Consider the following 24,651-nt stretch of genomic DNA (forward strand, 5'->3'; position numbering starts at 1 on the left):
GGGTGAAAAGGTCACGGGTCAGGAACTGACCTTAGGTGTGGAGTCTGGGGTTACCTGGATGTTGAAGCACGAAACTCCGCCTATACCGGAGCACGTTCGTTATGGCGTGTGAGGATTAGGGGGATGTAGTTCATGCTAACACTCTCGAGACATAACCAGAAAAAATACAAAACGGCAAAGCTTATAGACTAGTGCCTAGTCGATTTGAAGACTCGGCGTTGTTGAAATTGTCACACACTCGTCATCGTACCCAGCACGTACTGTTCCTCGCTCGCTCCTTGTCTCCTAGCCGAGAATTCAACTTGACTAGGCACTAGCCTTCAAAATACCTGAATATACCCATATCACCTCGATGCTAGGCAAGGCTTACCTCTGATGAAAGCAGCTCATAACCGATAAAACACGTGAATCCTAGTAGTCGGGGTACCGTCATTCGATACGTTCTGATCCTATGCTTTTACTGCCTGTGCTGCAAATTGCAGGCTTCGAGTTTTAGTCGGCTTCCGTCTGAGTTGCTGATGCGTGCCTACGATTCCCCCACTCAGACGATCGAAGAGATGGAAGCAAAACTTCTGCTTACTACGGACCCTCAACGACGCCTTGAGTTGCAAGCTGTTAGTGCTTTTGCTAGCTACATCCTCGGCATTCCTGAAGAGCTCTATCGATACCGAGAACCTGCATATGAAGAGGCTCTAGCCCATGGCAGAACCGACTTAGCAGTGATATTCTCATGCACTACCGGCTACGGCTACCAGCTTGAGCGAAAAATGGAAACCGCTAAAGGCTATATTGATCTCTGTGAAAAACACGCCTATGAGGCTGAAGATAATTTTTTGCTCCCTTTTGCCCTTGAGAATAAGGCTTTTTACTATTTAGACAACGGCAAGTCCTCTCTAGCACTTTCAACAATCTTAAGTGCGGTGGAACATATTGGGCAAACCGACCTTTTTTTCTACTATCACATTCAAAATAGTAAAGCCGTCATGCTCGACACTCTAGGATACTCGGATCAAGCCGTACCACTTCTACACGAAAGCTTAGACTTCTTCAAAAAGCAGGGTAGCCGATACTTTACATTTCTTGTTCGTTTCAATCTTTCTAAAGCCAAAGATCAAAGTAGAGACATTGAATCGCTGATTCAAAACTTTGAAGCGATGCTAAAAATCGAACTCGCAGAAGGGGACGATCGCTTGATGGCGTACCCCTATCAAACTCTCGCGCAGCTTTATGTCGACGCAGGCCGCCTATCAGAAGCAATCAACATGGCGACGTTGTCTATTGGACATTTCAGAAAAAACCGAGAGCCTTCTATGGTCGCAGCAAGCCAAACTACCCTTATGGAAGCAAGACTCAAACAAGAAGAAACTGAAATGGCAGCTAGAATTCTGAAAACCATCGACGTCGATGTTCTCAAAAACTACCTCTTGATAACGAATTACTACAAGGTTGCAGCAGAGGTCGAGAAAGCTTCAGGTAACCTAGAAAAAACTATAGACTACTATAAGAAACTCGCTGAATACTCTGAAATTTCGCGTAAAAAGGACATGGAATCAGAAATAGCAAAGGTTAGAACTCAGCTCGACCTCCAAACAGAAACTCTTCGCACCCAACTAGCCCAAACCCAACTGAGTAATCAGAAAAATGCCTTTATTAGGAATCTTATCATTATCGTAGTCAGTTCGATTACTCTTATGATCGTTTACCTACTATACTTAAACCGCAAGAGCCAAAAGACCCTCGCTTTGATGGTTCAGGAACGCACTCGCGACATTCGAGCTATTCTCGATACTATCAATCAAGGGGTTGTGACCATCGAATCCCCTGAAAAACTTTCATTTGGAATTGAGCGATCCAAAGCTTTCCAAGAGTCCCTAGGCTTTCAATTTGAGACTATTCCTGAATTGCTCAAACACAGTCAACTAAAGGCCGATGAGATCAATCAGGTGGTGGAGGCTTTACGAGCATCCATTGATCATGATGAGCTAGCTTTCGATTGCAATGAGCACCTACTACCCCGGTCCTTGACGATCCAACATCAGGGCAAACTTATGGACTTGGAACTGGAATGGGTAAAAATGTATTCCCAAACGGGTGATAGTGTCGAGAAAATCTTGCTTAGCATCAAAGACCTCACTGAGATGCATGCTTTAGAATTGGAAAAAGAGCAGCAGAGATATGAGTCGGCATTGATCCATAGCATAATAAAAATGGGCGATCGCTATTTTTCGACCCTCTTTCAAAAGATCTCGCTCTACATCACAGACAGTATCAAAACCTGTCTATTGCTTTCCCAGCAAACACAAGACGATATGCAGCAAGGTTTGCGAGAAATCTTCTTAAACATTCACACCGCGAAGGGATTAGCTCGATCTGTGGGACTTGTCGAATTGTCTAGTCAGTGCCACGAGGCTGAAGAACAGCTAGACCTGCTCCTGAACCAAGAGACTAAAGACATTACTAACCTTCAAAGTAAGCTTTTAACCCTAGAACAAAGTCTTTCCGATCTACAAAGCTTCTGCGAGGCAAAACTTTCGTGGGATCTTACAGAGACAAAGATATCTTTCCCACGAGACACGATATTGGCTGGCTTACAGTTTTTGGAAAGCTACCTCGAAGAGCAAGGTGTGGTCAGCCGAAAAGTTCAATCTTTTTTAGCGACTTTAGAGCGATTCTCCCAATGTGAGCTTCGACAAATACTGTTGGGTTTTCAAGATGAGCTTGAGTCCCTGGCTAGAAAATTAAAAAAGGAAGTTCCACACCTCAAGTTTCTTGGTCCGCCTATCGCTTTTAATGAGCTTGGTGAAACCGTGATCCACTCTATATTCACTCATGTTTTCCGCAACGCCATGGATCATGGCATTGAAAGGCCTGCGATTCGTGAAAGCCAGGGTAAACCTCCTCGTGGAACCATCACAATCGACTGCCGGATCCGACTAGATATTTTATACATCGATATTTCAGACGATGGCTATGGACTACAAGTTAAGCAGATTGAGGAAATTGCCCGGCAACGAAACCTTATCAATGAAAAACGCAAATACGCTGAGAAAGATATTGTGCAATTAATTTTTGAGGCAGGATTTAGCTCTCGTGATGAAATCACAAGTATTTCAGGACGAGGAGTCGGCATGGCAGCCATTAGATCTTATTTGAATGAGCAGGGGGGAAGTGCATTGATTATTCTCGGTGAGAGCCAATCGGGTGACCAGTATCGGCCTTTCACTTTGCAGCTGCAGATACCTCGGGAGTTGTGGTGGGAATCTTTCCAAACAACTCAACAGCTGCAAATGCCCGCTTAGAGCGTGGCTTCCAAGCTAATGAAACGGGCTCGCAACAAAGGAGAGCTTTGCCCCAGTTTTATCAGCCTTCTCCATGATGAGCCTGATACCCTTCTCTATATTGGGTAAGAATTTGTTTGCTGTTTCCTGATGAAAACCTATTGATACATACTTAGTTTGTGCAGGATTTTTTTTCGCTTCCTGAAGATTCGCCTCAAACACTTTTAATATATCTTTGGGACTTGTGTAGTCAGCAAGGCAGCCGTTGTTGGGCACTTGGAGGATTCGCCCTTCTTCCGATTGCTGATAATACGGTTGGCTTGTATCGGAAATATCATCCCAAAGTTCAGAAAGTCGCTTATAGAGGGGACTCGTCCCCCATCTCCGCTTAATGAAGCGACGATTGACTGCTGAAGCATCAAGCCTAAAACCATTATCGATCAGAGCTTCGATCACCGACGGCCCACTCAGCCAAGCTCCCGAGCGAAACTCCGTTGGCTGTCCAAAGCCTTGCTCATCTAAGATCTTAATGCTAGTTTGAATCACCCGAGACAGCTCGTCTCTCGTAAAAGCATCGATCGCGATCTCATGCCCCCAATCGCCGTCCACAACTCTCATGGGTCCGCCATACTCGCGAAAATTTGGCTCTCGCTTGGGTTCAACACCTGCGGCCTCAAATAAGCTTCGCCAGGCGTGGATATGTAAACCGAGAATGTCGTCCTCTAAAAGGGTTCGTCGGGTATCGATGGTAAGTTGCTCTGGGTTTGCAGAAGGTTTTGTATAGTATGCCGCATTAAGAAACTGCTGCATTGGAATAAAAGGATAACGCTTTCGGAAAGCTTCCATGGCGTCAATGCTATCTGGGACCAGGTCGCGGCCCTCCCAATCAACACTCACAATCACTGCTACATTGGCCATTTATATCTTTATCCTTTCGTCAACATCTTAGAAATACTGATAAACTTACGACCTCAACAACTTACTAGCAAGCGATTAAAGTGGCATCGCTCCTGCGGACAGAGTCATAACAGACTGATAATACGTATTATTTATATAATATTAATATTTTATTTGCAAACAGTTGCCTTTGTCTTTATCTTCATTAATCCGTTTTTAAAAGGAGATGAAAAATCTATGAAACTAATTACGCTGTTATTGGCGGCACTGCCTATTCTGGCCATGGTAAGGCAAAAGTATCAGTAAACGATAAGCTTTCGATCGAGGAAACTCAGCAAGTTCTGAACTCTTTGGGTGCGATCTGTGGTGACACCTGGTGTGGCGGCGATCTTGGCTTCAGATTTACAAAGCTTTCATGCCCTGAAGGAGCTTGGAGTTGCGATCTAACCCTGACTGCTCAAGTGTGGGGTTATGAAGGCTATAACTTCCCAGTAGAAAATTTTCAGTGTAGGCTTGGTGGCTTTTCAAAGCGCGAAGATATTGTAGAGGAAGGCCCTTACGCTGCTCGTGCAACATCGAAACTTCAAGACCGCATCACCGATTGTATTCGCTTTGATGTCGAACCATACATGTATCCTGTAAGTCTTCCTCCTCAATCTCTCAAAAAGACTCAGTGTCTCGACATTGTAGCTCGCAACCCTAAAGCAGGCCAGATGTTTGCGGATTTTTTCTACGAAACTGAGAGTCATGAAGATTTTGCAGCTGAGTTCTTTGCTCAGAAGCAAGCCCAGCTTCATAGTAAAACAGGGTGTGTGATCAATGATGCTACCCCTGCTTTTTCTTGTGCTAATCCTGGAGTAAGCTATCCAGTTTGCGGCGCTAAATTAGACGGCCTCAACATCGCTGTGGTCTAGGACTACGTTGACTCAGCTCGCATGTTTGTTAGCAAACCTTCAAATGATATTCAGGGCAAGCTTGCTCCCGTAAGATCTAACCAAAATTGGAAGACGCTCTACCTTCCAAACTCCGGAGAGTGCTACGATAGCTTGCTTGATGGCGGTATGGATAGCCAAGTTTATAGTTATGACCTTAATCAGTACGTTAGGGCCTACGATCGACGATTTGTTATATCGATGCATATGAGAGATCTTGTAGAAAGCAAAGCTAAATACTCCTATCCTGGTAGCTGCAAATACGTTGAAACCCGCTTCGCTGCTAAAGAAACTCGTTGCGAGACTCTTGGGGATTCAGGAGTTGATTATTGCTCACTAGCCCCTCAAGGTGCTGGCTATTTTGTCTACTTGTGGATGGAAGACAGCAGCAAATCATTCATGGTTTTCAATCGTTGGGACTAAGTTCCTCCTGATTTAGGGCTAGGGCTTTCCCCCTAGCCTACTTTCCTCCCTTTGTACTAAATCCCACACGACTTGCCCCATATCAGCCAAACCAGGCGACTCATCTCTGGGTTTTCCCCTATCGTAGCGGATTCTCCATTAGGCACGAGCTTTGCTTTGTATCAGGTGTGAAGCAAGACAGGTTTCAAATAGGGAGAAGGAATATGACCCAGATTTCCGAATACATGACGAAAGTTCCCCATAGCATCGAGCCCAACTGCACCGTGCAAGACGCCAAAGAACGGATGTACGAACTTGGTGTGACTCACCTCCCAGTGATGTCAGGTGGAAAGGTGATCGGCATCTTGTCCGAACGGGATATTCTTTACTTAAAAGGCATGAACGCGATCGACATCAGTCAGGTAAAGGTGGGCCATACTATGACGGAGGAGCCCGTAACAGTGCTTGAAGATCAAGATTTAAAGAGCGTTTGCTCGCTTATGGTTGAAAAGAAAATTGGCTCAACTCTGGTTCAAGGTAAAGATGGCAAGCTATCTGGGATCTTTACCTACACTGATGCCTTAAAAGCTCTTGCGGCAAGTTGAAGAAAATCTGAGAACCGATAGAAGTTCTCTCCAGTAAACTAGTGCCTAGTCAAGTTAAATTATCGGCTAGGCGACAAGGAGCTAGCTGGTACGGTGACGAGCGAGTGACAAAGTTAACAACATCGAGGCTTCAAATCGACTAGGCACTCGCAAGATATCGGGGCTCTCTACGCAGGCAAATAGTCTAATAGCAATGAATGCCTAAAAACTTGCTCCAGTGCTAACCGCAACGAAGTAGGCAAGCTCATTTGAAAATTCCAAATCAGATATATTTGTCCAAGCAAGCCCTACTTTTGGACTAATGTAGTAACCATCCTTAAGGTTAATTGGCAGTGCAGCAGCCAATTGAACATCGTAGTCCTTATCTTGATTCACGTTTTGATCATCGTAGGATTTGTACCCAGCTGAAAGCAACATGTCTAAATTCTGCCCTTTTTCAACAACGAAGCTTTTACCGATGGAGCCACCCCAATAAAGGTAGCTGTATTGCTTAATTTCTTCCTGCTGACCGCGGAAATAGCTGAGACCTATAGAGTAGTCAAAGTAATTAGAATCAGTAAGAAAAACTGACGGCTCAAGATATATCGGAGTAGAAACTCCTGCCTCATCTTCTTCAGCCAATGGATAAGAGTATACTGAAAACCCTAGGTTCAATTGAGTGTTAGAGTCAATCACTAAACTATGATTCAAAATCAAATCCTGCTCCGCACCAACACCTCCTTTGACATTCCTAGATACGCTTTTTCCATTCGTCTGATAGGCACTAAAAAAAGTAATGCTTGTTCGGTTGTTTGGGAGATTCCATATTATGGTTGGAGCTACCATGGCATTTTGGTCTCGTTGTCTAGAATCTTGAAATAGATTATACCCCCTAAAAATGTAGGAAGAAGAGCTGGTTAGATCGATGGAAAGACCAATCGGCTCTTGAGCTCCTTGGGCATTCAAAGCTAGTATTCCGCAAAAATAAGTGGTCAGGCAGGTGCGTAGAATCAATTAATAATCTCCTCGTGTCTAAAAATTTATATGTTCTTAGCAGATAACTTCGTCGTTACATTTTTTTTCATGCAACTCGATGCTAATTCTTGCAAGTTACTTTCGCGAATGAGCCGAGGGGCGAGAGATACAGCTAATAGAATGATGAAAGCCCCAAGAATTTCGATAAAAATTGGCTGTTCCTTAAAGATCATTAGCGCAAGAAGGACAGCAAGGGGCGTATCGAGAATCATGATGAATCCAAGGGTAGACGCCTTAACTTGTTGTTGAACTCTGTTTTGTAGCCAATATACAAAGAAAGTGAGTATGGACCAGATAACGATATATCCTATGAATTTTGAATCCAAGTTCTTGACGGCAACATGATTTGAATAGTCGAATAGAAACATGACTAAGGAGAAAAAAAACCAGAAACTGGCTTGCCAAGAAAGTAAAAACGAAGGCTTGATTTGTCTGCTATATTTCTCAATCGACACGGTATAGAAACCATACAGCAAAGCGCTTCCCAATGCACAAAGATCACCATAATTGAAGTAATCTAACTCGAATCGAGCCAAGCATAGAGCACCTAATAAGGACAGACCGTAGACATATACAAGGGAGACACTAAACCTGGACCCCATTACTATTTTTATAATAGGAATAAAAAAACAATAGAAGGTACCGTAAAAAACTGCTTTCATAACCGTAGTGCTTGTGACCGCAATACATGAAAGAAGTAGGCTACCATATAGCAGCATACTGCTTAATAATACCGGTATAAAGTATTTAGTAGGCGGAAAAACTCTCCTTGAAAGAAAAAACAGCGGGAGACAAAGCACAAAGATCATTGTATATCGAATTGAGTTAGCCACTAGAGGAGTGGCTGACTCACTACCCAGTTTAGCGAGAATTATGGAAAATGCCCAAGTTAATGGAATCAACAATGCAGCAATACTAGATTTAGCCATGGTCATTGTGCCTATCTTTAATAAAACTAGAAATTTCCTCCCAGTTAGCGTGAAGAGTTTCCTTGATGCAACTGAAATATCGCGTCCACGATCCTTGCACCTTAACTTCAATCTGAAGTTTCTCACCATTAATCCCATAGCTCGCCAGTAGCTTATCACCGCTATCATTCATTGTAGCTAAAGCAATCCCGCCCCCGAAACCAGGGTTAGAGGTAGCCAGCTCTGGGTATAAGAGGCTTTCAAGTACCCTAAGGTCTCGGTTGACCTTACACTTGTAGAAAGTAAAAAATGATCTGGGTGCGAGCAAACCTTCATGTCCCTTTTTACACCTAATAACTTTTAGTTTATGGCTATCTGAAGCAGCCTGAAGACGCTGCAATATCCCAGATGCAAGTTGTTTTTGATTAGAACTTTCTATAAATTCACTCCAAGCAATTGCGAATTCTTTACTATGTTGACTTAAAGTATTGATAGTTTCGTAGCGACCGCCTTTCGTATGACGCATGTGAATAGCTTCACTTGCTGATACCATTCTACCTGAACAACGTAATGCTACTGTTTGCAATAAGAGCTGCAAGACAGCATCTGGAAGGATCTTCAGTCTTTGGCACAAATTTGTATCTATCGTACTGTCAAAGAAAAAGGAATGTTTCATAGCCTCTTTCGCATCGGTCTCTTTTCTCTGCACCAGTCTCACAAACTCATCAGGAACATCGATCCAATGCAAAGGCGATACGCGTTTTATTTCAGCGTTATCAACCTCTACTTGCAATGACCTTCGATAGACTTCTCTCGCAAACTGATTAATATGATGTCCGTCAGCAAATGAGTGCTCGTATGACAATCCAGCATCACCACTGGCAAAGCATATAAGCTGCATACTCTTATCGAAGTACCTATTTTTATAGGTATCTCTTACACACTTAACAAAATCATGAGTATTTACTATTTTGTTATTATCAAGACATAGAACAAATAATGAATTGCTAATTTCCTTAAAATTAATGCTATTTATAAAGTGTGAGTTAGATATTTTTTCTTTCCAGTACGCCCATCGAGGACGTTCCAAAATCGTTCCCAAGCCAACATAACATTCTGGAGACTGGCATTCCATGACGCCTAGTAGATAAGACATTACGTCGCCTGGATCAACGGAAAGGGGGATCTTAAAAAAGTTGCCCCGGTACATAGCCATAAAGTGAGAGTAGTATTCAGTTTTTTTATGCAGATCTTTAGATACTCCTGGAGCACGTTCAGAACCCAAGATCCTAAGAAATGGAGTCGAGTCCAGCTTTATATTTCTCTCTTCACAAGTCGATATCTGTTCCATGCTTCGGTATAATTCATAGGTCGCCACACAAAGCTTCACCGCTCTCTCTAATTGTACAGATGTTGCTGGGTCCGCTTCAAAGTATCGCTGGCAATTTACAGCAATACCCAAAGAATCGGGGCATTCTAAATAGGCCTGGATCATGGCCTTGTCTTGCCAAGTGTCACAGTTGTATCGCGACTTAAACTCACACCAGCATTGACTCATCTCAGTTGTTATGGATTGCCAATCTTCAGGTAGATCAATATTACTTGCTTCAAATGCGCGCTGATACTGCACTATAACTTCATCAAGTGTAGGTAAGTCCCGAATAATCGGTTCGCTCATGTTCTTACTCCAATGAGACAATGAAAGTTTCGGGAAATTCTCACAAGCCAAATTACTTTGTCAACTAGCAACTACACTCAGAATCAGGAAAGAAATCTTTACCTAAAAGAATCTAGATATTTTTCTCTTTTTCTAATATCTAAGCAGCTCCGCATTCAAAATAAATCTAATTTTTCGAGCCTCAGGAGTATGGCTCAGTGGGAAGGGAATCTAATGACATCAGCATACATCATCGGAACTATCGTGTTCTACCTAGTCACATTTTTGTTAGGTTATTGGGTTGCAAATAAAAAAGATAGTTCTAAAAGTGCCGAAACCATGTTCGTTGGAAATAGAAAAATTCCTTTGTTTGTCGGAGTCTTTACAATGACTGCGACTTGGGTTGGGGGTGGATATATTAACGGTACAGCGGAAGCTAGTTTCGGATCTGGCCTGCTATGGACTCAAGCTCCATGGGGTTATGCATGCTCATTGCTTTTAGGAGGTCTCTTTTTCGCTAAGAAGATGCGAGAAGAAAATTATGTGACAATGCTCGATCCGTTCGAGAAAAAATATGGTGCGAAGGTTTCTGGGCTCCTATTCATTCCTGCTCTTATCGGTGAGGTTTTCTGGTCCGCTGCGATTCTTACTGCCCTTGGCTACACTTTTAGTACGATTCTTGAGATCCCTTTTAGTGTAGCTATCCTAACTTCAGCAGCCATAGCTATTAGTTATACTTTATTAGGCGGTTTGTGGTCTGTTGCAGCTACTGATGTTGCACAATTAGTTTTTATAGGATTGGGTCTAGGCCTAGCTGTACCAGCTCTAATCAATGCAGCCGGCGGTTGGGATACTATGTGGAGTTCTTACCAAAGCGCTTTTGGCTATGCAGCAAAACTATTTCCAGATAAAGACGCGTTGAAAGCCGCTGACTTCTCGTTATCAACATGGCTAGACTTTGGACTTCTATTGGTCTTTGGTGGAATTCCGTGGGGAGTATATTTCCAAAGAGTCTTATCAGCCAGAAGCCCTCAAGCTGCTAAAAACCTCTCTATCCTGGCAGCTGTTGGGTGCATCCTCCTTGCAATTCCCCCCATGATTATAGGAATGGCAGCCAAACTAACAGACTGGAATAGTCTTATTGGCTTTACTCCCGAAAGCGCAATGATTCTACCGGCTGTTCTCAAGTATCTTGTACCACCTGTAGTCAGCGTTTTGGGTCTATCTGCAGTTGCTGCTGCTGTCATGTCTTCGATTGATTCTTCAATCCTATCAGCCTCATCAATGTTTGTGTGGAACGTCTACAGGCCGATCAGAGGTCATAGTGAAAAGAAACTGCTTCTGGCGTCCAAACTCACTATCCTAATTATTGGCTGTATCGCAACTGCGCTAGCTCTTTCGGTAAGAAGTGTCTATGACCTTTGGTTTTTCTGTTCAGATTTAGTTTACGTTATTCTATTCCCTCAGCTTTTGATGGTTATCTATTTCAAACAAGTCAATGTAAAAGGGGCTGTTGCTGGACTGATTTTAGGTTTTTGCCTTAGATTAACTGGCGGATTCAGCTTACTTGGTATTCCAAGTTTGAGCTTCTGGCTCGACAGTTCTGGCAACTTAGCATATCCTATGCGAACGATAGCCATGCTAGCCACCCTACTGTCGATTATACTTGTGTCACTAGCGACTAGGAGCAACGCTGGGGAAAAGTCCAAGGCCAATAGACTTGCGACAAGTTATCGAGGCTAAATGTAAAGAAGCATAGACTAACACTCAATGTCCACTCGACCCCGTTGACTCGTCTACGTGTAAGAGTGGCTTTTTTGAACCGACAGAGCGTGCCTTTCTTTTAAATACTCCCTACAGGAGTACATTTTTTTCAAAAACCTCACCTCAGCCACTTTTCTTCCCAGACGAAATCATCCAAGCTCGCCCCCAAGAAGCTAGAAACGGTCTCAGTTTCTCATGAAACGGTGAGACACCCTAGCGTCGTCTAAGGACAAGTATGGGGTTAACGCCTCAACAAAGTTTCGAAGAACGGGGTGTTCCAATGTGCTGATACGATGAGAATTCTCACTCGGCAGAAATCGCTTCGGGGAACTCAGAAAAAATCTTACACGATCTATGGGATGTTTTATTCCTAGCGATCGTGTTGATCTGATCCACGCTCGCAATGGGAGAGGATGTTCATGGATAGGATCGATTACAAGGAAACCTAATTCGACGGTAGGGATCATCACCGCGACATGAAAGTTCCAATGTTGTGTAGCGTAATATAGATCACCGACGGCAAATACTTTTACAATGTGATCCTGTGAAACACCTAGACCTCTTAAATAGTGATGAACTAGAAAGGCCCTTAAAAAACAAAATCCAATCTCATTACCACGATCAAACGACGATACTCGGTGAGGACTTGCTATCGGGTGGTTCAGCATAATGCCCTGCACTGCTTGAGCCTTATCGTAATAATCATAGATTTCAAAAAGGTCGACGCGGTTTGCCGACTGACTTACCCGTAATAATTTCTGATTTAGTAAATTCATCTCTTCATGAAAAAACGTATTCTTGGCTAAAGCTTGCTTTCGCTTATTGCTGTACCTTTTTCTAAGATCACTTAGCTGCCACCTTTGATTAATAGTGCGCAATTCACTTTGATATTGCTTCCCAAGATCTTCATATTTCCCTTTATCCATAAGGTAATTTATTCCGAACAATGGTTCTAATTGATCTTGGTTTAAGCGATTAACAACGTCCTGTAAGTCTCGGCCAAAGCTTTTACCACTTAAGAAAAAAATAACAGTAACCACCGCCATCTTAAGTTTACTTAATCTCACAAGCACCTTCCATCATAAAAATTAGAAACCAATACTAGAGACCACATCTCATAAAGAGACCTATCACTTTAAAAGTTTCGTCGATAGTCATAACTTCATTTGACAAGTATTCAACTTCCATATTACAACCACCAGGATTTTATAACGAATCCATAACACTTAATGGAGAATAGAATGAAAGTACAAAAAACAATCGCCGTTATGTCTCTTGCTGTTTCTGCTTCCGCAAGCGCTTTCATGCCTGCACCACAGCCAACTAAAACAAAAACAATTTGCTTGAACAGCTATGAACTTCGCGATGGCAGCGTAAACGCTGGCACTTGTGATGAGTCTGACAACAACTACTACGATCAACGTGAAATCCTTGACAATGGTTGTGCAGAAGGTCAGATCGCTCTTAAAACTAAGCTTGTTAACGGCAAGTTTGATATCAACGTAAGAAGCTGTCTTCCTACAAACGTTGTTCAATTGTAATTCGAAGACAGAGCCTTGCTAAACTGGACCCAGGTCCAAACTTAAGGCTATGAATTCCATTTGCGATGGAGAGTTGCTGCTTGCAGCAACTCTTTACTACTATTGTGGGAGCATATTATGTCTCAGGCAGTGTATTGGCCATATGATGAGCTTTCTTTCTCTATAAACAAGAATTCTTTTACGGCAAAAACTCCTTGGCTAAGCCTCGATCTTCCCATTGACCCCAGCAACCAAGCTTATTTCGAAAGCCTTGCTGAGAAATCGGGGCAGTTTAATCAAGATGATTTGGGTCTACTCAATCAGTTTCTGCAATTAACCCATCAATACCCAATAGCTTATACGCTTCCCTCGATCAAGCATGAAGCGCAGACTGATATACATGAGGTTCAGAAACCTAACATTCATAGCTTAGCTCTTCCTAAACTCCTCGAAGAGATTGTTGGTTCCGGTGACCAAGATCTTTTTGATCAGGTCATGAAAGTTATCGATAGAAATGAATGGGAGTGGGACACAAGTAATGCTCTAGGCTTTGCTGCGATTGACAATGGTATCGATCCGGAAAGTCTGCATTCTGTCGCCCGACGCTTTCATCTTTTGGAAGTCTTAGAGCAAGATCGTGGCAACGAAGTCTTCGCTCATATTAACAAACTTGAAGGGTCAGAGTTCCATCAGGCTGCAAGCGTGATCGTAAGACAAAATCATTTTGTGACCCAAAAATGCCAACAAGCTCTGAAGCCTGCCCTTGATATAGCTCAATCAGCAAAGGCAACGGTCAACGAGTTTATCCAGGAAGAGAATGGCCACGATCGCATTCTCGGTGTAGCTCTGAAGTCTATTGTAGACGAACCAGAGAATGTACCAGTCACACCATCGACCCAAGCCCTAATGATGTGTTTGGAGTATGCCGCCAGTCGCAATCTGCTAGCATTCGCAATGTGCGTAGATTTCTTTGAACGTAGCTCTTATGAAGACATGGATCCCTTAGCTCAACTATTAGCAAGAGGAGGTCTTGACAAGGCTGCCAAGCAGATCAATCGACACATGGAGATCAATGATGCTGGCGAGCACGAGAATGTCGCTGCCAGTTTTCTTCAGTGGATGGCACCCTGTTCCCAGGATTATGGTTTGGAAGCGTTAAGGCTGGCAGAACTGACCAGTATTCTCATGTGCAGCGTGACCCGATCTTGCCAGCCTTATATCTAAGGATTACAACTTTCCCATTTAATATCCCAGCGCTGCTCTCCAATGGTGCCATCAAGGGCATCAGTCCCCATGGCACCGCTGGCATTAGGGAATGCTGCCTTATTCGTGTTGCTTAACTTCATCACTGTTTGGATATTTAAGGCCCTCTTTTGACTGCACGACGACCAGACTTCTTCAGCTGTTGGCACAGAATCAGTAAAGTCAAAACCAAAGTTTCGCGGTCCTTGCATCACATGCTGAAACGAGCCCCCATCAATTTCCCCCTGAAAGTAGTAGTTCGTGTCATGACTACCTTCTATGCCCTTATCTAAATCGGCAAAGCCACGATAAGTAAAGCGTGAAACAGCAAATCTCCAGCCACCTGGTGTCGCTAGGTTCACCGTAATCTGACAAGACTTTCGTTGGTCGCGCAAGCTTGTCCCAGCACCAATCTCCGCCAGGTATTCGTTGAAAAATAAGGTGAACGATCTACGGTCTCCCGAAATGGATCTCTGGACAGAGCCTTTCGGGCAACCTGTTCCATTGACCTCTAATGATTCGATGACGACATATGCCGGTGCCGATCCATAGACTCCGCTAAATGAAGTTATCAGGCCAAAGCAAGCTAGGATTAATTTCATTACAGTCTCCGGTATCTTTAAAATCGGCCCATTGAAGGCCTTAAGGATTGGTATAAACTAACAACAAAAAAACCAAACTCACCTATTTTGTCAAATTATTAATGGTTGGTTTTACTATTTTTTCTTAATCTTTCTAGATCTTTGCAGATCTTACTTTATCTCAGCATACGAATTTATAGCTGAAACGCAGTCGCAGAAAGATTTTAAAAAGTTCGTAAGACCATTTAATGCATCCAACCATAGTGTTGCTGTTCTTGAAATTTCTAAACTGGCTTGACTATCGAACTTATGAAATAGCAACCCATTGATAAACCTAACGCGTAGTTACTCCTAGAGGTTCCCTCCTTAATGGAAGTTCGCAGACCTTCAGACAGCACAATGATTAGTAGGTGAATACCATATCAATACGACCTATATTTATCGAATCATTACCAATCATTTGCCTTTCGTTTTTGTAAATCAATTAGTTTTGCAGTCAAACAACGGTCAGCAAATGAGAGTCTTAAGCGAATATGCGATCTTTGCGAAGGTCATCGCATGTCGCGCAAAACATGGTGCTTCTGCAAAGGACTCTAATTTTCGTTTTCGGCTCTTATTTCGCTGACGCTTCACACCATGAGAAGGAGAATATTATGAAGTTCACATCGATTGCAGTTCTGAGCATGATTTCAAGCATCGCGTTAGCAGACAACACGCAGACAGATTCTAGTAGTAATCTAGGCTTTGTCGAAGCACCCGCCGCAGGTTCCATGGCTATGACCCTAGAAGCCGTTCCTGGCCCGATCCTCCATGCAGCGCAAGTTGCGCTTCAAAATTATGTTGGAAAAAATGAGTTGGTGTCGGTGGAGCTCGACCGTGATGAGATCGAAGCTGTCTATGAGATTAGCGCACTCACAGCAGATGGCCGCCGTCTAGAAGCAGACATCTCTGCAAGTGGAAAGGTTCTTGAAATCGAAGAAGAGATTGCATCAAACGCAGTGCCTTTCAAAATCCGTACAGCAATCCAAACCTACTTGCCAAACTTCCTTCCTGCGAAGGAAACTCCAGCAGTCGAAAAGAGCATTCGTCCTGCTAGCAATGGACTGCTAGAGGTTTGGTACGAGTATGCTGGAGAGCTTTTTGACGTAGAAGTTCGCAGCGATGGACTCGCTCTACTAATTGAGCCTGCATAACGATCCTAGCTCTGAATCGTAAGATTCAGAGCTTTCCCTCCTAGGTGCCATAAACTACCACCGAAGCATCGCTCGGCCACTATAGTTTCCCAAAACCCAAGCTAAGAGAACTGGCGAATAATGCCAAAGAAGCAAGTGAACAAACCCCGTCGCCGGGCAACAGAGCGTCACCAAGCTCCCAGCCAACAAGATAACAAAGGTTGACGAGAAAAAATGTACCGCCCGTGGATTTACAGGAGCCAAACGGAGCACGGCCCAACGAGTTAGAACTGCTCCTAAAGAAGCTAACAAAACTGTAGGAGCTACGCATTGCCAGTGATCGATGCCAACTAAAAAATCAGACTGATGATGGGACCATGAATTGATCGCAAGGGAGCCCATAAAGATCCCAAGACTAGCCAAGAACAGAGGAAACGCGAAAATCTCTGGCTTCCGACCGGGTAGTGCACTATTGATTGCTAGCCAAAGGCTTGCAAAGGCAGCTCCTCCCCCTCCCAGCAACTCAAGCTTAAACCAGACACTCTCAACATGATACCAATATACCGTGGGCCCGAAAGCTGCCAGAGATAGACTTAGAGCCAAAGCAACAAGTATAAACGTTAGTATCGTTGGTTTTAACGGGGAGCGTATCACCTGCACCGGTTGTGCGCTTGCTGTTAACTGCTCAATCAATTTGTCATGCTTCATGAAACCACCCAATAGACTTCTTTAGTGATTTATAGGCGCGATGGGCCGAAACCTTGATTGCGCTCTGGCTAATCCCAGTTATTGTGGACGCCTCTTTAACAGAATGCCCTTCAAGTTTCAGTAATCTAAACGATTGCCTCTGCTTTTCTGGTAAGTTTTTTATGGCCTCGTTTAAAGTGTTCCCAAGCTCTGCCGCAAGAACTTCATCCTCGGTATTGCTAGGACTCAGCAATTGATCGTAACGCTCATCAATGATCTCGGCTTTTTTCACTCTTGCCCATTTTCTGATTTCATCAATAGTTCGGTGTTTAACAATCGCCATAAGCCAGGGCATAAAAGCTCTCTCAGAATTCCACGTATGCCGAGCTTTGTGAATACTAACCAATACCTCTTGGCAAATATCATCGGCCATCTGCTGGTTTTGAACGTGTTTCACAACATAGCGTGGCAGAAAGTGGGCCAATTCTCGCAGCAATAAAGTATAGGCATTGCGCTCGCCATTCTGCGCCGCCATCATCCAGCCATGCCACTTCTCTTCAAGGCTGGGAGGGTTCCGCTGATCACTTGCCATGAAAACTCCGGGGAAAAGCTGAGCCTTCTTAGACTCAGCCAATAAAAGGATTATTCACTAAGAATGAGGAGGCCGGGTAAATAATCTTGCTCAGGCCATACTGCATGGCAACCAATGCAGGTTTGGTTGGCACCTGGGCTAGGCTGGCTTTTGATAGTACCGTCAACATCCCGATAGTCGTAGTACCAGTCATTATTGTCTGGGTCGTATCCCGCGGCTTGCTTGATCATGACTGCAATACCATCCACTTCTCCGTCACCAGATGCGTCATACTCTTTGACTGCGATGGTTCCCACTGGAGCGGTAAAGCCTGCTTGACCCACAAACCCTTGCACAGCAGTGCTATACCAGATTTGGTTTGCACCATGAGGGCTTTTTTCTGCGGCAGGTACAAGCCCTTCAGTCAGCGTAAAAAATTGGCTCGATGACTTGTAGTCACTTGGCACATCAGTAATGGTTTCCGTAAAGCCAGCATCTGCGGACGGCGCTACCTCATTATTATCGTCATCGTCATCATTTCCACAGGACGCCATGGCCAAACACAGGGATGTCAGGATAGCTAAACGCATCGTCTTCTCCTTTGTTAAGGGTTTTAACGACGATTCGTTAGCCGATAGGAATAGTTACAAGTTTTTTATGATTTTTTGAAGAAATGTGGCCAAAGCACCAAATTAGCAACTCTCGTCAAACAACACATAGGTCACTTTAACATCGGCCGTAATTACCCTTCTGGAGGTTGCCACCGATTAACGCGACATCCACAAACTTGATCCACTGGAGATCATGATCTTGATTGGTCAGCCCCGCCTCTTCCAAGCTGGGAGGAACGTTATATTGATCAATCGTCCGCCGGACCTCGACAATTTTTCCTGAATTTTTTTCTTTCCAAGTATAAATTCTTTTCACTGCAATTATCTCCCCTTAAATGGCTCGGCATAGCGCTTATCGGTCAAATAGTACGGGTAATTGATAGCTGCCGGCATCTTACTAACTTAACTCAGAAATTTTGCCGGTATTTTGGCAAAAATTTGCTACGAAAAGGCCTTTTAAAAAGGCCGAGGACATATATGATGGATCTCAAGATTTCTGTCAAGAAATCGGAGCTTAAGATCCTGTATCATCAGGTTTATTTCGTCGCAGCCGATATAGAAACAGCAGGGCTTACGACAGCTGGTTCCAACTGCCTACCGGCTCAATAACTGGCACACAAGCGCAGTGATAACTAAGAATGATAAGCCGGTACCAATTGATACCGGCATCCAGTGGGGAGAATCAGATTCCATGCAGACCATCCAGCACCAGCCGCTCACGACCCGAGTCAAAGCGAAGAACCTTAACGAAGATCGAACAATCTACGGGACATTTGCAGAGATCGGAGCAGGTCAAGAAGTTGCCTCAGCATTCTTCAAGGTGGGAGGTGCTTCCAAAACAGTCGCCAAGACTATGTCAGCTTACGATATGACATTTTCAGATACCATCTACGGCAAAGAAAAGTCTGGTCGATACGTAGTTGAAAATCGCTTGAACAAGATGCTCGATCGCGAGTTTGGACTGTTGGAGGAGCGCATTGGCGAGCAAATGTGCGAAAGGCGATTTTTCGTTTTTGCCAATACCATGGCCACAAAGTCTCCAAAGAATGGTCGACCCGGACACGGCTGGTTAGGATGCAAGTTTCAACTTGAACCCCAAGGGCCGGTGCATAAGATTATTCTTCACGTTCACCTATACGAGTCGATGATCGAATCACAACAAAACCTTATCGGTGTCTTGGGTGTGAATCTACTCTATGCAGCCTATCGCTATAGCGCAGACTTACCGCTCCTCCTTGAAAGCCTGAAGGATGGCCTGATGGGCCGAAAATTCGATATCGATGTGATCAAAGTTACTGGCAAGTCCTTTGAAGATGTGGATAATCGAGCGCTCAACCTGAAGCTGATCTCTCAAGGCCTTGCAGAAGCCATCCTTTTCGATGAAAAGGGCCAGATTCAAACAGTCACGGACAAGTTCTACAATCAAGCTCTTCTCGTTGCGCGGGGTCGCTTTCGCCCGCCAACTTTACAAACAAAGGACATGCTTTGCCAAGGGGTAAAGCAATTGCAAGAACAAGCCAAAGGCTGGGTCGTTCTGCCCCTTTGTGAAATCACCTTCAATAATATCTTCAACCAGGAAAAAGCCAACGAAGAGGACTTGATATTCAGGCTAGAGATGATATCAGCAATGAATATGCAAACCATGATTACTAACTTCGAGTATCACTACCGCTTATCTGAATATCTGAACATGTTTGCCAACTCTCATATTGCTTTCGTTCTAGGGATCGATAATCTCACAGAGCTATTTAGGGAGGAGCACTATAAAGACCTTCCGGGGGGAACGCTAGAAGCTATTGGACGACTATTTAAAAATAAGTTTCAACTTTACCTTTACCCCAAAGTGGGCGACGGCGGAAAACTTGTGAAAGGCGAAGATATCCAGTTTCCTCAACATATACAGTACTTGTTCTTAAATTTATGGTGCCAAGGCTTGATCAAGGACTTTCATAATTACGACCCGGATGTTTTGAACATTCACTCAAAAACGGTGCTTTCAAAAATCCGAGATAAAGATGAATCTTGGGAAGCTTTGGTACCCCCTGAAATTTCCAGCAAGATCAAAGTTTTCGTGGATCTCATCGATCGGCGCCTCGAAGAAGATAATGCTTAAGGCCTGCGCCCCTTACTGCACCACTAATTTCCAGATTATTCTACCACGGGAAAACCATGCATATTGCTGAGCAAGCTCTCCTCTCCTTACTATTGAACTCTACGGAGAATCGCTTTCAAGTTTCTAAAGGTGCTCCAAATTATTTAAGCTCAGCGGAGATGGCTGAGCTTTATGCAAAGGTAGCCTTTCTTGGTGCTGCGATTGAGTTCCTGCAAGAGAAGTACTGGCTGAAGAATCGCGATGACAACATATCAGGGATCAAAAAGACAAACGCAGAGTTTATAGCTCCATTTTTTATCGATGAATTATTGGCCCTCTCTTTCCTGAAAAGTTTTTTTGAAACTGTCGAATCCAAAGCCCTAAAGCCTCTACTCAAGAAGATACTAGTCATCGAATCAGCGCTTCTTGAATGTATCAAGATGCGATCGGACACCGATAGGAAAGACTTTACCACCAAGTCACTGCAAGCTATGTCTCTGCTTTTTCAAGATGAAGAGCGACGACAAGGAAGCTCGGATGAGCCTATTGGTCCTAGGTTGTACCGAGCCTTTGATGGGCTCGATCTCATTTTTAATCTAGACTATAGTTGCGACAAAACCATGATCGTGGATAAAAAGAACCCTGAACGCCTTTATCAGGGCTCAGGGGTAGGGGTTCAGTCTGGGTATTCGACAATCTTGCTAGCCCTCCATTTTAGCAATCTACCTAAGAACAGTTGCGTCGTTGATCTAGGGTCTGGCTATGGTCGCGTGGGACTGGCATTTTCTCTTTTAAGGCCGGATATAAAGTTCATAGGCTACGAGTATGTTCCCCATCGGGTGGCCCTTGCAAACGATACCGGGCGAGCTTTCCAGCTAGAATCTAACCTGACTTTTATAGAACAGGACTTGTCCCTTGAGGATTTTAAAATTCCTGAGGCGGATGCCTACTACTTATACGATCCGTTCACGAAAGAAACCTATGAACATGTTCTGAGGCAGATTATAGCTGTTAGCAAACGTCGATCGATTACCGTTGTAACAAAGGGCAACGCCCGGGAGTGGCTGCTAGACATCGCACAAGCTCACTCCTGGCCTACTCCTGTATATGTCGACGGTGGCAATCTCTGTATCTTCAGATCCCAGCCCAAACCCCTATAGGTGACCGCGGCTTTTAAGTTCCCCAAAAAACTGGTTGAATGGCTCGTGAGCAAACTCTCCGTAGCCGCCTGCCATCAGGTGGCAGTGGGGAACCTGAAGTTCCTTACAAAGATCGTACACCATCATGTCCCGCTTCAGCATGGCAGCGAGATCAATTTTAATCAGATTTGCGCTGGGTAGCTGGTCTTTTTCGTATGGATCGCTACCTTGCACCACGATCACAAAATCGGGTTTTCCCAAAGACAGAAGTTTGCTCAGTCCCTCTTCTAGTTGCTGAAGGTAGCTGGAGCTTTCTCCTTCACCAATGGGAACATCCACATCGCTTGGGATAAACCAAGGATTAATATCGCCATTCTCATCTTTTTCTGGTCCATCTAAAGGCCAGCCCTTTGCCATATGGATGCTAAATGTTCTTAAGGAATCGTCGTTAACCGCTAGCTCCGCTGTGCCATCGCCTTTATGGACATCGATATCGATGATCCAAATATTCTTGTAGTCACCAAGAGCCTGAACATGACGGGCCGCCATGACAATATCGTTAACAAAGCAGAAGCCACGACCTGCAAAAGACATTGCGTGATGAAACCCACCGCCCAGAAAGAAGCTCGCCCCCTCTCGATGGGCTAGTTCTGCTGCTGCAATCGCTCCCTTTGCTTGATCTAGTGCCTTTTTTCCAAGCTTGTGAAGAGGATAGCTGGCTCGCTCAGGGAAGAAGCGGTTAGGGTTGCCTTGCTCGTCATAGAGTTCAAATGTGCCAATCAAAGCCTTCTCTATCGAGGAGGGGTCTCCAAAGACCATTTCTACATAATCCGGGTTATGAGCTAAACGAAGCATCTTCCGATCCATCTGCACCATTGGCAACTCGCTTATAGGAGTTACAGGAATATTGGCTTCCTTTAAGAAACGGTTGACCTGCTGAACGCGGTTATCTGTAAGCGGAATCGTAATACCGAACTTATCCAGCTCTAGATTACTATCTGGGTGGGACACAATGCGCATACTTAGACTCTCTATCATTATGACATAGGGAAACTTTGCTCAGATTCATTCATAGATAGCAAATGATTGATGGTCAAGGCCTGAATTTGGCAGATTAGAGTGTTTAGGCAGCGTTGCTACTGCTCACCGTGCGCTTGAAATAGAATGATATGCGCGTACCCTTCGTGGGTTCAGAAGCAACGACGATGCGTCCTCCCATGTTGTCGCAACATTGTTTGAGAGCGGCAAGCCCGACCCCTCGCCCCGATACATCGCTAACGCTGTCTCTGCTTGTAATTCCGTCATGAAACATAGCATCGAGCAAGTCTTTATCCGAATTATAAGGAAGATTCGCTTCCTTGGCGCGGGCACGAATCTTATCCCAATCTATACCTCGGCCATCGTCCTCCAGTCGTATCACGATCTCGTCCCCTTCAAGAGCTGAGCTGAGTGTGATTTGACCAGATTCAGGCTTATTTTGTTCCTTACGTTCCATTGGGGTTTCAAGGCCGTGATCCACGGCATTGCGAATTGCATGGATAAAATTACCCCAGAAATAAGTCCAATCTTGACGTGGCAGCCGCACGCCGCCATCTTCGATTTTGATCTCAATCTTGCCTTTCCCTAGGTTCATGGCTATCTGCTCGATCTGCACCGCTAAGTGTTTAAATCGCCGGCTTAATGGCTCTTGAACCAGCTGATCAATCGCATCCAAGATCACCGCTTCCGATTCGCCCCCATGAACAAGCAACCTCAGATTTTCTAAGTCTTCCTCGGTGACAACAATGTCTTTATCATCCTGACTTAGGAATGGTTGAACTTTCTGCATCAAGAGGTTCCACTTCTGGTGGAGCGCATCCAGCTCTTTCTTTGATAAACGACCACGGGATTCCATGAGCTTATCTTCTAAGCTATGGCTATAGCGCGAAATCGAAATTAAGCCAGAAACTGCTGAACTACCTTTCAAAGTGTGGAGAAGTCGCCGTTCCGTCTCTGGCGTTGTTTCATCGCTATTAAGAGCCTTAATCATATCTTCGATTTCAATAAGTGTTTCACGGGTAAATTCGCGATTTTGAGTAAGCTGTTCGAAGATCACAAGCAGTTCTCGTCGGGATTCTTCAGCAATCTCGGCTTTCACCCGATCTGTGATATCAGAGATCACTATTAATATATTGGCGTGATGGTTGACCTGATGCTGGCCGTCGAGAGTTTGCATGTCAAACTCTAAGTAAGAGCCATCTTTCATCTTCACATCTTTAGGAATCTGCTTGAGGCAAAGACTCGGCTCTAAAACACCATCGTTCATTTGCAACCAAGCGAGTTCCAGCCAATTAGCGAAATCCGGACATTTACGCCCAATGAAAGTCCAGAGAACATCGCCTTCTTGTGGCGCTCCAAACCATGTTTCTAGGGGCTTCGAATATTCAGGATGAATCTTGCCATCACGGTCCACCAAGAGCAGCGCCTGGGATACATTGTCAAGCACTACCCTAGCGCTCTTATGGGCTTCCATGGCTAAGGTTTGCTGTTTTACTATTTCTCGTTTGGCATCATGAATTTCTGCAAGCATCTTGTTCTTGGCCTTTTCATAGATCCCAAATAACAATGGAATGATTGTCGAAAGACCTAGGTAACTGGTGAAGTTCGACTGGTGTCGCAAATTTTCGGGAATCACATGGATAAATTCGACACCACCAAGCTGCATGATAAAAACCCGACTCACGGCTGCGATGGATAAAGCTCCCCAAAGTATTCCTAGGCGTGGCCCGAGTAAAATCACAGCTACAGATGGGATCAGGGGAAACCAAAAAAAGGTCGAGCCATATAAAGCACCGGTAGAGTTCAAAAGAATATTCAAAAGCGTAAATGTCAAAATCAACATATAGTTGCCAGCAACGTATATTGACTTACTATATTTGAAAACAAACGGTGTGATGATAACTAAACAGGCAGATAGGTACATCTGTATCGCTTGGCGATGGGCACCATAACGGAACTCATATAGAGTCGCGTATATACCCCCAAACAGAAATAAGATCACACTGAACATGATCAGAAGTCGGGACCGACGTCTCGCATCAAAACCACCTTCCACATACTGCTTTGGTGTAAAGTAAGCGGTTAGCCGAATCAGTGGGCTTTTGTTGCTGTCATTCTTGATCGCTCCACCCCGAACGCTCATGGTATCTCCAAAGCTTCTGTCCCATGAGTCAGATTTCGGAATTTTCGACGATAACATAAAATAAACTTCCAAAAGACTGATCAAGAGTTTTAATCGCCTATTATTACTACTCATTTGCTTTCGACATCAAGCCTTATCGTTTTTCATAAAATATTGTTTAAGCCTGTTTACTTACAAAGACCCAGTAACTTCACCTGCCGTGAGTATCATCAAAGTCACATTTATATGCCCCCCGTGGCATCCAACTTTATGCTGCTACTTTTGTCTACTTTGGCAAAGCAATTAATTATTTCAGTTTACTGCCATTAAAGTAGATATTTTCAGGTAGTGAGAAGTTCAAAAATTCTTGCTCAATTGGCTAAATGGATTCGCTAAATATGACGATATAGGAGCACCAA

General features: G+C 44.1%; 23 protein-coding genes. 11 read left to right on the forward strand and 12 right to left on the reverse strand.

The window, feature by feature from the left end; genetic code table 11:
- The first annotated feature begins 518 nt into the window (after positions 1-518).
- On the forward strand, positions 519-3,299 hold the full coding sequence (locus B9N89_RS28740) for an ATP-binding protein (protein ID WP_132325830.1): 2,781 nt from the start codon (positions 519-521) through the stop codon (positions 3,297-3,299).
- Positions 3,300-3,314: 15 nt separating this feature from the next.
- On the opposite strand, the gene B9N89_RS28745 is transcribed toward B9N89_RS28740, so the two are convergent.
- Positions 3,315-4,196 (reverse strand): polysaccharide deacetylase family protein, encoded by an 882-nt coding sequence (locus tag B9N89_RS28745; protein WP_132325828.1) that lies wholly within the window; start codon positions 4,194-4,196, stop codon positions 3,315-3,317.
- Positions 4,197-4,525: 329 nt separating this feature from the next.
- Between B9N89_RS28745 and B9N89_RS28750 the strand changes: the two genes are divergently transcribed.
- The 3 genes from B9N89_RS28750 (at position 4,526) to B9N89_RS28760 (ending at position 6,114) form a co-directional block, all read left to right on the forward strand.
- A complete protein-coding gene (locus tag B9N89_RS28750) occupies positions 4,526-5,089 on the forward strand; it encodes a hypothetical protein (RefSeq protein WP_132325826.1) in 564 nt (187 codons plus the stop codon).
- A gap of 21 nt (positions 5,090-5,110) precedes the next feature.
- Positions 5,111-5,530, forward strand: coding sequence for a hypothetical protein (locus tag B9N89_RS28755; RefSeq protein WP_132325824.1), 420 nt, complete (start codon positions 5,111-5,113; stop codon positions 5,528-5,530).
- A gap of 203 nt (positions 5,531-5,733) precedes the next feature.
- Positions 5,734-6,114, forward strand: coding sequence for a CBS domain-containing protein (locus B9N89_RS28760; RefSeq protein ID WP_132325822.1), 381 nt, complete (start codon positions 5,734-5,736; stop codon positions 6,112-6,114).
- Positions 6,115-6,315: 201 nt separating this feature from the next.
- Here B9N89_RS28760 and B9N89_RS28765 read toward each other — a convergent pair whose 3' ends face one another.
- The 3 genes from B9N89_RS28765 to B9N89_RS28775 are packed head-to-tail and all read right to left on the reverse strand — an operon-like array spanning position 6,316 to position 9,714.
- Positions 6,316-7,107 carry a hypothetical protein gene (locus B9N89_RS28765; RefSeq protein WP_132325820.1) on the reverse strand — a complete coding sequence of 264 codons (792 nt, stop codon included), beginning with the start codon at positions 7,105-7,107 and terminating at the stop codon, positions 6,316-6,318.
- Between the two features lie 26 nt (positions 7,108-7,133).
- Positions 7,134-8,063, reverse strand: a complete 930-nt coding sequence (locus tag B9N89_RS32580; RefSeq protein WP_459550697.1) for a DMT family transporter — start codon at positions 8,061-8,063, stop codon at positions 7,134-7,136.
- A complete protein-coding gene (locus B9N89_RS28775; RefSeq protein WP_132325816.1) occupies positions 8,050-9,714 on the reverse strand; it encodes a choline/carnitine O-acyltransferase in 1,665 nt (554 codons plus the stop codon). The genes B9N89_RS32580 and B9N89_RS28775 overlap by 14 nt, the downstream gene beginning before the upstream one ends.
- Before the next feature lie 213 nt (positions 9,715-9,927).
- On the opposite strand from B9N89_RS28775, the gene B9N89_RS28780 reads away from it, so the two are divergent.
- Complete coding sequence (locus tag B9N89_RS28780) at positions 9,928-11,436, forward strand: high affinity choline transporter 1 (RefSeq protein WP_132325834.1); 1,509 nt, start codon at positions 9,928-9,930, stop codon at positions 11,434-11,436.
- A gap of 206 nt (positions 11,437-11,642) precedes the next feature.
- Here B9N89_RS28780 and B9N89_RS28785 read toward each other — a convergent pair whose 3' ends face one another.
- Positions 11,643-12,524: a hypothetical protein gene (locus B9N89_RS28785; RefSeq protein WP_132325814.1), complete on the reverse strand. Its 882-nt coding sequence runs from the start codon at positions 12,522-12,524 to the stop codon at positions 11,643-11,645.
- 174 nt (positions 12,525-12,698) lie between these two features.
- On the opposite strand from B9N89_RS28785, the gene B9N89_RS28790 reads away from it, so the two are divergent.
- Together B9N89_RS28790 and B9N89_RS28795 are read left to right on the forward strand one after the other, a co-directional pair.
- Positions 12,699-12,998: a hypothetical protein gene (locus B9N89_RS28790; protein WP_132325812.1), complete on the forward strand. Its 300-nt coding sequence runs from the start codon at positions 12,699-12,701 to the stop codon at positions 12,996-12,998.
- Positions 12,999-13,115: 117 nt separating this feature from the next.
- Positions 13,116-14,201 (forward strand): hypothetical protein, encoded by a 1,086-nt coding sequence (locus B9N89_RS28795; RefSeq protein WP_132325810.1) that lies wholly within the window; start codon positions 13,116-13,118, stop codon positions 14,199-14,201.
- On the opposite strand, the gene B9N89_RS28800 is transcribed toward B9N89_RS28795, so the two are convergent.
- A complete protein-coding gene (locus tag B9N89_RS28800; RefSeq protein WP_132325808.1) occupies positions 14,198-14,821 on the reverse strand; it encodes a DUF4360 domain-containing protein in 624 nt (207 codons plus the stop codon). The two genes, B9N89_RS28795 and B9N89_RS28800, sit on opposite strands and share 4 nt — an antisense overlap.
- A gap of 632 nt (positions 14,822-15,453) precedes the next feature.
- Here B9N89_RS28800 and B9N89_RS28805 point away from each other — a divergent pair.
- A complete protein-coding gene (locus tag B9N89_RS28805; protein ID WP_132325806.1) occupies positions 15,454-15,993 on the forward strand; it encodes a PepSY domain-containing protein in 540 nt (179 codons plus the stop codon).
- A gap of 54 nt (positions 15,994-16,047) precedes the next feature.
- Here the strand turns inward: B9N89_RS28805 and B9N89_RS28810 are convergent, their stop codons facing one another.
- From B9N89_RS28810 to B9N89_RS28825, 4 genes are all read right to left on the reverse strand, one after another.
- On the reverse strand, positions 16,048-16,680 hold the full coding sequence (locus tag B9N89_RS28810; RefSeq protein WP_132325804.1) for an NrsF family protein: 633 nt from the start codon (positions 16,678-16,680) through the stop codon (positions 16,048-16,050).
- Positions 16,670-17,251 carry an RNA polymerase sigma factor gene (locus B9N89_RS28815; RefSeq protein ID WP_132325802.1) on the reverse strand — a complete coding sequence of 194 codons (582 nt, stop codon included), beginning with the start codon at positions 17,249-17,251 and terminating at the stop codon, positions 16,670-16,672. The genes B9N89_RS28810 and B9N89_RS28815 overlap by 11 nt, the downstream gene beginning before the upstream one ends.
- Before the next feature lie 50 nt (positions 17,252-17,301).
- Positions 17,302-17,820, reverse strand: a complete 519-nt coding sequence (locus B9N89_RS28820; RefSeq protein WP_132325800.1) for a hypothetical protein — start codon at positions 17,818-17,820, stop codon at positions 17,302-17,304.
- Positions 17,821-17,956: 136 nt separating this feature from the next.
- Positions 17,957-18,157 carry a hypothetical protein gene (locus B9N89_RS28825; RefSeq protein WP_132325798.1) on the reverse strand — a complete coding sequence of 67 codons (201 nt, stop codon included), beginning with the start codon at positions 18,155-18,157 and terminating at the stop codon, positions 17,957-17,959.
- Positions 18,158-18,321: 164 nt separating this feature from the next.
- Between B9N89_RS28825 and B9N89_RS32210 the strand changes: the two genes are divergently transcribed.
- From B9N89_RS32210 to B9N89_RS28835, 3 genes are read left to right on the forward strand one after another with little or no spacing between them, the layout of a single operon-like run.
- Positions 18,322-18,450, forward strand: a complete 129-nt coding sequence (locus B9N89_RS32210) for a hypothetical protein (protein ID WP_268808940.1) — start codon at positions 18,322-18,324, stop codon at positions 18,448-18,450.
- A gap of 16 nt (positions 18,451-18,466) precedes the next feature.
- A complete protein-coding gene (locus B9N89_RS28830; protein ID WP_132325796.1) occupies positions 18,467-19,954 on the forward strand; it encodes a TonB-dependent receptor in 1,488 nt (495 codons plus the stop codon).
- A gap of 56 nt (positions 19,955-20,010) precedes the next feature.
- Complete coding sequence (locus B9N89_RS28835; RefSeq protein WP_132325794.1) at positions 20,011-21,093, forward strand: methyltransferase domain-containing protein; 1,083 nt, start codon at positions 20,011-20,013, stop codon at positions 21,091-21,093.
- Here B9N89_RS28835 and B9N89_RS28840 read toward each other — a convergent pair.
- Together B9N89_RS28840 and B9N89_RS28845 are read right to left on the reverse strand one after the other, a co-directional pair.
- A complete protein-coding gene (locus tag B9N89_RS28840) occupies positions 21,088-22,092 on the reverse strand; it encodes an arginase family protein (protein ID WP_159455718.1) in 1,005 nt (334 codons plus the stop codon). The two genes, B9N89_RS28835 and B9N89_RS28840, sit on opposite strands and share 6 nt — an antisense overlap.
- Before the next feature lie 103 nt (positions 22,093-22,195).
- Positions 22,196-24,253, reverse strand: a complete 2,058-nt coding sequence (locus tag B9N89_RS28845) for an ATP-binding protein (protein WP_159455719.1) — start codon at positions 24,251-24,253, stop codon at positions 22,196-22,198.
- Positions 24,254-24,651 lie beyond the last annotated feature (398 nt).

This window comes from Pseudobacteriovorax antillogorgiicola (assembly GCF_900177345.1).
In the GTDB taxonomy this organism is placed as follows: domain Bacteria; phylum Bdellovibrionota_B; class Oligoflexia; order Oligoflexales; family Oligoflexaceae; genus Pseudobacteriovorax; species Pseudobacteriovorax antillogorgiicola.

What these genes read in the sequence shown, in the direction of transcription:
- B9N89_RS28835 (WP_132325794.1), top strand. Translation starts at nt 20,011, where the DNA reads ATGCATATTGCTGAGCAAGCTCTCCTCTCCTTACTATTGAACTCTACG.
- B9N89_RS28800 (WP_132325808.1), bottom strand. Translation starts at nt 14,821, where the DNA reads ATGAAATTAATCCTAGCTTGCTTTGGCCTGATAACTTCATTTAGCGGA.
- B9N89_RS28740 (WP_132325830.1), top strand. Translation starts at nt 519, where the DNA reads ATGCGTGCCTACGATTCCCCCACTCAGACGATCGAAGAGATGGAAGCA.
- B9N89_RS28810 (WP_132325804.1), bottom strand. Translation starts at nt 16,680, where the DNA reads ATGAAGCATGACAAATTGATTGAGCAGTTAACAGCAAGCGCACAACCG.
- B9N89_RS28775 (WP_132325816.1), bottom strand. Translation starts at nt 9,714, where the DNA reads ATGAGCGAACCGATTATTCGGGACTTACCTACACTTGATGAAGTTATA.
- B9N89_RS28815 (WP_132325802.1), bottom strand. Translation starts at nt 17,251, where the DNA reads ATGGCAAGTGATCAGCGGAACCCTCCCAGCCTTGAAGAGAAGTGGCAT.
- B9N89_RS32580 (WP_459550697.1), bottom strand. Translation starts at nt 8,063, where the DNA reads ATGACCATGGCTAAATCTAGTATTGCTGCATTGTTGATTCCATTAACT.
- B9N89_RS28790 (WP_132325812.1), top strand. Translation starts at nt 12,699, where the DNA reads ATGAAAGTACAAAAAACAATCGCCGTTATGTCTCTTGCTGTTTCTGCT.
- B9N89_RS28755 (WP_132325824.1), top strand. Translation starts at nt 5,111, where the DNA reads ATGTTTGTTAGCAAACCTTCAAATGATATTCAGGGCAAGCTTGCTCCC.
- B9N89_RS28805 (WP_132325806.1), top strand. Translation starts at nt 15,454, where the DNA reads ATGAAGTTCACATCGATTGCAGTTCTGAGCATGATTTCAAGCATCGCG.
- B9N89_RS28795 (WP_132325810.1), top strand. Translation starts at nt 13,116, where the DNA reads ATGTCTCAGGCAGTGTATTGGCCATATGATGAGCTTTCTTTCTCTATA.
- B9N89_RS28840 (WP_159455718.1), bottom strand. Translation starts at nt 22,092, where the DNA reads ATGCGCATTGTGTCCCACCCAGATAGTAATCTAGAGCTGGATAAGTTC.
- B9N89_RS28845 (WP_159455719.1), bottom strand. Translation starts at nt 24,253, where the DNA reads ATGAGCGTTCGGGGTGGAGCGATCAAGAATGACAGCAACAAAAGCCCA.
- B9N89_RS28745 (WP_132325828.1), bottom strand. Translation starts at nt 4,196, where the DNA reads ATGGCCAATGTAGCAGTGATTGTGAGTGTTGATTGGGAGGGCCGCGAC.
- B9N89_RS28760 (WP_132325822.1), top strand. Translation starts at nt 5,734, where the DNA reads ATGACCCAGATTTCCGAATACATGACGAAAGTTCCCCATAGCATCGAG.
- B9N89_RS32210 (WP_268808940.1), top strand. Translation starts at nt 18,322, where the DNA reads ATGGATCTCAAGATTTCTGTCAAGAAATCGGAGCTTAAGATCCTGTAT.
- B9N89_RS28780 (WP_132325834.1), top strand. Translation starts at nt 9,928, where the DNA reads ATGACATCAGCATACATCATCGGAACTATCGTGTTCTACCTAGTCACA.
- B9N89_RS28820 (WP_132325800.1), bottom strand. Translation starts at nt 17,820, where the DNA reads ATGCGTTTAGCTATCCTGACATCCCTGTGTTTGGCCATGGCGTCCTGT.